Below are 8,417 nucleotides of genomic sequence, written 5' to 3' on the forward strand. Positions count from 1 at the left end.
CGGATGGTGCATTACAGCAATCGCGGCGGCGCCGGCGCGGCGCGCGGCCGGCCGCCGCTCAGCCGGTCGACTGTGCGCCGCGGCCGGGTTGTACCGGCAAGCCGTCCAGCCAGGCGAAGATCGCCGGCCACAGCGTGGCGTCGGCCTGGCGACCGACCAGCACCCCCACGTGCTGCAGGTTGACGCCGACGTCGCCGCCGTAGCGCAGCAGCAGCTGGGCGGCGGCGCCGGCGGCCTCGTGGAAAGGGACGACGGCCTCCTGCGGGATCACCTTGCTGCGCGGGTCCATCACGCTGGCCAGCGGCGCGCGCAGGTCGGCCGGACCGACCGCGCGCCCGCCCACCCGCAGCCGGCCCTGCATCAGTTCGTCGCCGCGGTACAGCGCCTCGACGATCTGCGTGAACAGGCGGCCGGGCAGGGGGAATTCGTCGTGGGTCCAGCGCTCCACGCGCAGGTAGGTCGCGATGGCCTCGCGGTCGGGGTCGGCCAGCGCCATCCAGCGGTCCTGCAGCCGTTCCCAGCCGAAGGCTTGCGGCTCGGCCAGCGCACTCATCATGTTCAGGAAGGCGCCGGGCACCTGGCCGAACGCGTCGGCGATGGCGCGCGCGTCGGGCACGGCGCGCACCAGCGGATGGAAGCAGCAGGTGGCGGGCGCGAAATGCAGCGGGGCTTCCAGCAGCACGGTGGCGCGCAGGGCGTCCGGATACAGCGCGCTGTGGATCGCGGCCAGGATGCCGCCCAGCGAGTGGCCGGCGATCACGGGGCGCCCGGCCGCGTGATCGCCGTCGGCCGCGATGGCGCGGCGGCAGGCGGCCAGCAGGCGGTCGGCGTAGTCGTCGAAGCCGAAGTCGCGGCCGGCTTCGCCCTCGGGCAGCGGCGTCCATTCGGCCAGGTAGACGCGCCAGCCGCGCTCCAGCCAGCGCCGCACGACGCTGGTGGCGGGCGCCAGGTCCCAGATGTAGGAGCGCTTGATCGGGGCCGGCACCAGCAGCACCGGCGGGGCGTCGGCGGCGCCGCCGTAGCGGCGCAGGTTCAGGCCGGGCTCGGCGTGCAGTACCGTGGACGGCGTTTCCTGCGGCCCGTGGCCGGCCTGTTCCATCATCCGGCCGCGCGCCTGGCGGCTGCGGTCCATGCTCTTGAGTGCCTGCACCCCGAGCGGGGACAGGGTGGTCCATTGGCTTGCGTACATGGCGGTCTCGTGTGGGTCGGCAGATACGGGACTCTACGCCAGGTGGGCGTCGCTTCCAAGGGTGTTCCGCCGCGTTCACGGCATTGTTTGCGAGCGGTTAAACGCGCAGGCGCGTGGCATGGATGCATGGGCCTCACGATGCGCCGGCGGCGGGCGTGGCGCCCCCGCGGACTCCCTGCGCCGCGGCAAGGCAGGGCGGTTTGCTGCGCCGCGCAACGTGGCGCGCTGGCGCGTGCGGCCGCACTGGACTATATTGACGCCATGGCCGCGCCGTCCGCCTGCGGGCGCAGCGAACGCGCGTGCCCCCTGCGAAAGGAGCCATCATGCCCAATCTCTTCCACGGCTTCGAGTCCGACGTCGCCCTGCAGGCGACGCTGCTCCTGATCGGCTGCGCCACGTTCTTCGGCGCCCTCCTGTGCAGCCGCTGTCCGCGCTGCGGCTGGCTGGAATGGGTGAGCGAGACGCGCCAGGAAGGCGACGGCGACGACGATTGAGGCGGGGCGGGCGGCCATGTCCGTGCGGACGCTGGCGCGATGCCCGGGATGCGGACGTCACGCGTGGGCACCCCGTGCCCACGCGCAAGCAGGCGCGCCGCGACCGCCACGCCTGCCGGTTGGCGGGACGGGGGTTACTCGAACCAGCCGAACCCGTCGCGCGCCAGCAGCGCGAACGATTCCGCCGGGCCCCAGGAGCCGGCCGCGTAGGCGTGCGGCTTCTCGTCCAGCGTCTTCCAGCCCTCGATGATCGGGTCGGCCCATTCCCAGGCCGCTTCGAGCTCGTCGCGGCGCATGAAGTGGGTCAGGCGGCCGCGCACCACGTCCACCAGCAGGCGCTCGTAGGCTTCGGCGCGGCGCTGCTGGAAGGCCGATTGCAGGTCCAGGTTCAGCGCCACCTGCTGCATCTGCATGCCGCTGCCCGGCTGCTTGGCCATGATCTGCAGCTTGATCGCTTCTTCCGGCTGCAGTTCGATGACGAGGCGGTTGGCGATGCCGCCCGGGGTGTCGGCGAACAGCGGGAACGGCGGGTTGGCGAATTCCACCACGATCTTCGACGAACGGCGCTGCATGCGCTTGCCGGTGCGCAGGTAGAACGGCACCTTGGACCAGCGCCAGGTGTCGATGAAGGCGCGCAGGGCGACGAAGGTCTCGGTCTTGCTGCCTTCCGGCACGTTCTTTTCCTCGAGGTAGCCCGGCACCTCGTGGTTGCCGCTGGCGCCGTGGCGGTACTGGCCGCGCACGGTGTCGCGCGCGATGTCGGCGAGCGTCATGCGGCGCAGCGAGCGCAGCACCTTCAGTTTTTCGTCACGCACGGCGTCCGGCGCCAGCGAGGTCGGAGGCTCCATCGCCACGATGCACAGCAGTTGCAGCAGGTGGTTCTGGACCATGTCGCGCATCGCGCCGGTGCCGTCGTAGAAGCCGGCGCGGCTGCCCACGCCCACTTCCTCGGCCACCGTGATCTGCACGCTGGAGATGTTCGGCGCGCGCCACAGCGGTTCCAGGATCGAGTTGCCGAAGCGCAGCACCATCAGGTTCTGCACGGTTTCCTTGCCCAGGTAGTGGTCGATGCGGTAGATCTGCGACTCGGCGAAGTGCTTGCCGACCGCCTCGTTGATCTCGATGGCCGAGGCCAGGTCGTGGCCGAGCGGCTTTTCCAGCACCACGCGCGCCTGGGCGTCGACCAGGCCGGCGGCGGCGAGCTTCTCGCAGATCGTGGTGAACAGCGACGGCGCGGTCGACAGGTAGAACACGCGCTGGGCGCCCTCGCGCGAGGCGGCGGCCAGCGGGCCGAAGTCGGGCGCCTGCTGGACGTCCAGGCGCACGTACTCGAGCAGGCGCAGGAAGCCGTCCCAGGATTTCTCGTCGAAGTTGCTGCTCGGGATGAAGCCGCGCGAGTGTTCCACCACGTGGGCAAGATAGGCGTTGCGGTCGAAGTCCTGGCGGCCGGTCGAGATGATGCGGGTCGAACCCGGCAGGCTGCCGTGCTGGAAGGCCGAATACAGCGCGGGAAGCAGCTTGCGCATGGCGAGGTCGCCCATGCCGCCGAAGATGACCATGTCGAGGGGTTGGCCGTGTTCTTGCTCAGTCGAGGAATTCATTCTGTGTGCTGGCTAAAAAGGTTGAGGAGGCCGTCCGGCGGGCGGACGGCGGGCTGCTGCTTCCGGGGCAGCCGGGCGCCGCCGCTCTCGGCCGGCGCCGCCGTAAAAGGGTAGCAGAGTTGCGCCGCGCGCGTGCGGCGGCCCGTTCGTGGCGGCCCATGCGTGGCGGCCCGCTTGTGGCGGGCTGGTGGCCGGCGGTGCTGGCGGGCGCGGTGGCGCCCCGGTCGTCCGTCCCCATCGTGTCAATCTCCGCGGTGCCCGGTCGGCCGCATAGCTTACAGCCTTCTCCGCGATCAGGGAATGCCCCCGCGGGCCGCGCCCCGCCTTTCGCCCGGGGAAGGGCGCGTTCTTGCCGTGTAGAATGAAGTCGCGCCGCCGCCATGCCGGTCCGCGGCGCATCCCGACGACAGCCCGATACGCACGACCATGACCACCGTTCCCGCTTCCTCCCCTGCCGCACTGAGCCACGCCCAGCGCATCCCGCTCGCCGCCGAGATCCATTCGCGGCCCTTCCTGCGCCTGGAGGCGCCCGAAGCGATCACCCACCTGGCCGTCTACCGCGCCAGCGAATCGGGCTCGCGCAGCAGCCATGGACCGGGCCAGCACGCGCTGCTGGTACAGCTGTGCGAACACTTCGGCGTGGCCGCGCCGCATGCCAGCGCCAACCACTTCTACCACGACTTCGGGCGCTTCCGCCTGAAGTGGGAATGCCATACCGAGTTCGCCACCTATACCGTCGCCGCGAAGATCGACGCCGGCCTGGCGCTGCCCGAGGCGTTCGCGCGGGTGCCGCTGGCGCACCTGCCGCAGTCCTGGATGCAGGCGCTGCAGGGACGCCTGATGGCCGCCGTGCACGTGGTGCTGGAGCGCGGCCCGGCCGATCCGGCCGCGCTGCGCGACGCCTTCAGCGGCAAGACCGTGGTCGGCGCGCGCGTGATGCAGGGCGGGGAATTGTGGACCGACTTCGCGATCCAGGCCGACGGCTTCTCGCGCTTCGTGCTGCGCGACGTCGACATGCGCGGCGAGCAGGCCGCGCGCCTGGTCCAGCGCGTGCTGGAGATCGAGACCTACCGCATGATGGCGCTGCTCGGCCTGCCCGCCGCGCGCGCGGTGGGGGCCAGCCTGGACGACATCGAGGCCGAGCTGGCGACGCTTGCCGAGCGCATGATCGGCGCCGACGGCATTGCGCCGGACCAGCGCGGTGCGCACGACACCGACGACGACCAGCGCCTGCTGGCGCAGATCACCGGCCTGGCCGCGCGCCTGGAGCGCCTGGCGCTGGCGAACGACTACCGCTTCTCGGCATCGAAGGCCTACCAGCGCATCGTGGCGGCGCGCATCGACGAACTGCGCGAGGCGCGCATCGAGGGCATGCCGACGGTGGGCGAATTCATGGACCGGCGCCTGTCGCCGGCGATGAGCACCTGCGAATCGACCGCCGCGCGCAAGGAAGCGCTGGTGCGCCGCGTGGCCAACGTCAACGACCTGCTGCGCACGCGCGTGTCGATCGTGCAGGAAGACCAGAACCGCCGCATCCTGCAGTCGATGGACCGGCGCGCGGCCCAGCAGCTGCGCTTGCAGCAGGCCGTCGAGGGCCTGTCGGTGGCCGCCATCTCCTACTACGTGATCGGCCTGCTGGGCTATGCGGGCAAGGCGCTCAAGGGGCTCGGCCTGCCGCTGAATCCGGAAGTGGCCACCGGCGTGCTGGTGCCGGTGGTGTGCGGCGCGGTCTGGCTGGGGTTGCGGCGCATGCACCGCCGGATGCACTGACCGGCGGGCGCCCGGGCGCGCGCATGCGATGCTATGATGGCCACATGGCGAACGAACCCTCCGACGAAGACCTGGCCCTGCGCTACCGCGACGGCGACCTGGCCGCGTTCGAGGAACTGTACCGGCGCCACCGCCAGGGCCTGTACCGCTTCATCGCCTGGCGCTCGCCGCGCCGCGAGTGGGTGGACGAAGTGATGCAGGACAGCTGGGCCGCGCTGCACCAGGCGCGCGGGCGCTACGTCGCCAGCGCCTCGTTCCGCACTTTTCTTTACCAGATCGCACGCAACCGCCTGATCGACCTGATGCGGCGCGATCCCGGCGCCGTGCCGGCCGGCGAGGCCGACGGCGGCATGGACCACGGCGCCACGCCGGAACAGGCGCTGGACGCACGCCAGCAGGCGGCGCGCCTGCACGCGGCGATCCGCGCGCTGCCCGAGGAACAGAGGGAGGCGCTGGTGCTGCAGCAGTTCAGCGGCCTCGCGCTGGACGAGATCGCCGTCCTGTGCGACACCTCGGCCGAGACGGTCAAGAGCCGGCTGCGCTATGCGATGCGCAAGCTGCGCGCGCAACTGGCGCTCGATACCACCAGGGAGGCCGGAGCATGACCCGCCACGATGCCGATCACGACGCGCACGACCCGCATGACCCGCATGACGACGACCTCGACCTCGACGCCTTCCTGACGGGCGAGGACGACCTGTCGGCGCAGTTGCGCGACATCCACCAGCCCGCGCCGCCGCCCGCGCTCGATGCGCGCATCCGTGCGCACGCCCGGGAGGCGCTGCGCGCCAGCGCGGCCGCCGCCAACGACGCCATCGATGCCGAGGAAAGGGCCCTGGTCGCCTCGCCGCTGGGCCGCTGGCGCGCGCCGCTGGCGCTGGCCGCGACCGTCGTCATCGGCGTGTCGCTGGGCCTGCAGTGGGACGGCTGGCGCGCGCCGGCGCCGGCGTCGCTGTCGGACGTGCCGCAACCGGTGGCGGCAGTGCCGCCCGCGGAGCCGGCCCCGGCCCCGGCCCCGGCTCCGCAAGCGCCGCCTGCGGTGGAACCCGTGCCGGTCGCGCCGGCCCGGGAGGACGTCGGGGCGGCGCCTGCCGCGACGCGCGCACAGGAACGGGCCCGCTCCCGTGCCGCCGCGCAAGCGCGGGAGCGGGAGCGGGAGGCGGCCGCGGCCCACCAGGCGCGCGTCCTGGCCGAACAGGCGAGGGCGCTGGCGGCGCCACCGCCACCAGCGCCGGCACCGCCCGCACCGCCGGCACCGAAGGGGGCGCCCACCATGGCGGCCTCGGCGTACTCGCCGGTGGCCGACGGCACCGCGCCGCAGGCCCTCGTGGCCGACGGCCTGGCGGCGCCGCAGGCGCGCTACCGCGCCGCCAGGCCGGAAACCGGTACGCCGGTGGAGGTGGCCGGCAGCAGCATCCGGCGCCCCGGCGCCGAGGACGCCGCCGCCGAGCGGCGTGCGCGCCGCTGGCTGCAACTGCTGGACGAACTGCTCGACCTGCGCCTCGACGACGAGGCGCGCACGTCGTGGCGCCATTTCCGCGCCGAGTATCCGGCGTATCCGGTGCCGCCGGCGCTGCAGAAACGGATCGATGCGCTGCCGGCCGGCGGCGACTGACGCATCAGCGCCCCGCCGGTACCTCGAACTCCCCGACGAACACCGTGTCGCCGCGCCCGCGCAGCCGCAGCGTGACCAGCCGTTCGCGGGCGCGCGCCGTGCCGAAACCGGTGCTCAAGCGGACCTGCAGCGTGGTCGCGCCCGTCACCAGCTGCTGGCGGCTGCCGAAGAAGTTCGCCTCCACCTTGTACTTGCCCGGCTTGGCGCGGCGCAGCGAGAATTCTTCCGGACCGTAGCCGCCGGTGGCGTCGCGCGACAGCCGGCCGCCCAGGCGCGTGCGTGGATTCGAATACAGGCAGCGCTCGCCGTCGGGATCGGTCACCCACAGGTCCATGTCGCTGTTGTCGGCATCCCAGGCCAGCACCACGCGCAGGTCCAGCGGCATGTTGCGCAGCAGGCGCGGGTCCATGCGGCTGGTATCGAGCTTGCCGCGATGCGTGGCGAGGATCGCGTTCAGCTCGGCCAGCGCGATCAGTTCCACCTCGGCGAAGCGGCCATTCCACGGGCGCACGGCGACCTGGTACAGCGCGTCGATCGCCTGCTGTGGACGGTCGGCCGCCGCGTAGGCCAGGCCCAGGTCGCGCCAGGATTGCGGTTCGTCGTCGGCCAGGCGCAGCACGGCCTCGAACACCGGCGCGGCCAGCTCCGGCGCGCCCGCCTGCAGCAGCCGGTAGCCCAGCACGCGCAGCACGTGGCGGTTTTCCAGGTCCATCTCGGCCAGGTTCGACAGCACGCGCAGCGCCAGCGCGCGGTCGCCCTTGTCGAGCAGCGTGCCGGCCACGTCCAGGTAGAACGCGGTGCTGCCGGCGTGATCCGGTTTCTCGTCGAGGTAGATGGCGTAGGCGGTGCGCGCGTCGGCGTGCGCCATGCGGTCGACGTGGCGCCGGTCCGGCGTCCACGGGCGCAGGGCGATGCCGATCGGGGGCGGCGCGGCGCCGTCCCGCGGCGCGGGCGCGGGCCGCGCGGCGCGCTGGAACATGGCTGGTTCGGCCGGCCCGTCGATCGCGCGCGCGAACGTGTTGCGGGTCATGGCCGGCGCGGGCGCGGGCGCGGGTGCCGGTGCCGGTGCCGGTGCGGGCGGCGGCGGGGCGGATGGCGGGGGCGGCGGCGCGAATCTTCCCAGCGGCGGCGTGCCGACCAGGCTGCCGGTGACCGTCACCCACTGCGGCGACGCCGTGTCCTTCGGCTGCGCGACCGGAAAGCGCGTGCCCCACCAGTCCAGTTTCTCGTCCAGGTCGCGCACGACGCGCTCCAGCTTGTCGCCGCGGGCGCGCGCCAGGCCGTCGCTGCGCAGCACGCGCATCCGTTCGTAAGCCTGGCGCAGCGCCGGCGGCGGCGCGATGTCGTAGCGGACGTAGTCGGCCACTTGCTCCAGCACGATCAGCGAGGTATCCGGCGTGGCGATGCCGAAGCGCTTGCCCAGCCGCGCGATCTCGGCGCGGTGGCGCGCGCGGTCGGCCTGCAGCGCGTCGACGCGCCAGCCGGCCCACAGTTGCGGCGCCAGCGGCTGGCGCGGGCTGGCGGCATCGACCTTCACCTCGACCGTGCGGCCGTCGGCCAGGGCGACGCGCAGCAGGCCGTCGGCCTGCTGCCGGCGTCCCGCCACGCGCACGACGCCGTCGCGCGCGTCCGGCGATTCGGCCTGCAGGTCGGCCAGCCCGGTGCCGGACAGGGCGGCGATGCGCACGCCGTCGCCCAGCAGTGCGCGCGCGGCCGCCTCGACGTCGCCGTCGGCCCCGTCGATGGCG

General features: G+C 73.1%; 7 protein-coding genes. 4 read left to right on the forward strand and 3 right to left on the reverse strand.

The features are described from left to right. Nucleotides 1-58 precede the first annotated feature (58 nt). On the reverse strand, nt 59-1,189 hold the full coding sequence (locus QZ749_RS02780) for an alpha/beta hydrolase (protein ID WP_296943025.1): 1,131 nt from the start codon (nt 1,187-1,189) through the stop codon (nt 59-61). A 323-nt stretch (nt 1,190-1,512) separates the two neighbouring features. Between QZ749_RS02780 and QZ749_RS02785 the strand changes: the two genes are divergently transcribed. Continuing rightward, complete coding sequence (locus QZ749_RS02785; protein ID WP_296943027.1) at nt 1,513-1,683, forward strand: hypothetical protein; 171 nt, start codon at nt 1,513-1,515, stop codon at nt 1,681-1,683. Between the two features lie 134 nt (nt 1,684-1,817). Here QZ749_RS02785 and zwf read toward each other — a convergent pair whose 3' ends face one another. Continuing rightward, on the reverse strand, nt 1,818-3,284 hold the full coding sequence (gene zwf, locus QZ749_RS02790) for a glucose-6-phosphate dehydrogenase (RefSeq protein ID WP_296943029.1): 1,467 nt from the start codon (nt 3,282-3,284) through the stop codon (nt 1,818-1,820). Between the two features lie 426 nt (nt 3,285-3,710). On the opposite strand from zwf, the gene QZ749_RS02795 reads away from it, so the two are divergent. Genes QZ749_RS02795 through QZ749_RS02805 form a run of 3 tightly spaced genes read left to right on the forward strand, consistent with a single transcriptional unit; the run spans nt 3,711 to nt 6,669 of the window. Then, on the forward strand, nt 3,711-5,054 hold the full coding sequence (locus tag QZ749_RS02795; RefSeq protein ID WP_296943031.1) for a DUF3422 family protein: 1,344 nt from the start codon (nt 3,711-3,713) through the stop codon (nt 5,052-5,054). Between the two features lie 44 nt (nt 5,055-5,098). Then, the gene (locus QZ749_RS02800; protein ID WP_296943033.1) at nt 5,099-5,659 is read left to right on the forward strand and encodes a sigma-70 family RNA polymerase sigma factor; all 561 of its coding nucleotides are present in this window, start codon (nt 5,099-5,101) and stop codon (nt 5,657-5,659) included. Then, on the forward strand, nt 5,656-6,669 hold the full coding sequence (locus tag QZ749_RS02805) for a hypothetical protein (protein WP_296943035.1): 1,014 nt from the start codon (nt 5,656-5,658) through the stop codon (nt 6,667-6,669). Before QZ749_RS02800 ends, QZ749_RS02805 begins: the two co-directional genes overlap by 4 nt. A 4-nt stretch (nt 6,670-6,673) precedes the next feature. Here QZ749_RS02805 and QZ749_RS02810 read toward each other — a convergent pair. Further along, nucleotides 6,674-8,417: DUF2135 domain-containing protein (locus QZ749_RS02810; RefSeq protein WP_296943037.1), on the reverse strand; the 1,744-nt coding region annotated here is incomplete at its 5' end.

This window comes from uncultured Massilia sp. (assembly GCF_913773735.1).
In the GTDB taxonomy this organism is placed as follows: domain Bacteria; phylum Pseudomonadota; class Gammaproteobacteria; order Burkholderiales; family Burkholderiaceae_D; genus Telluria.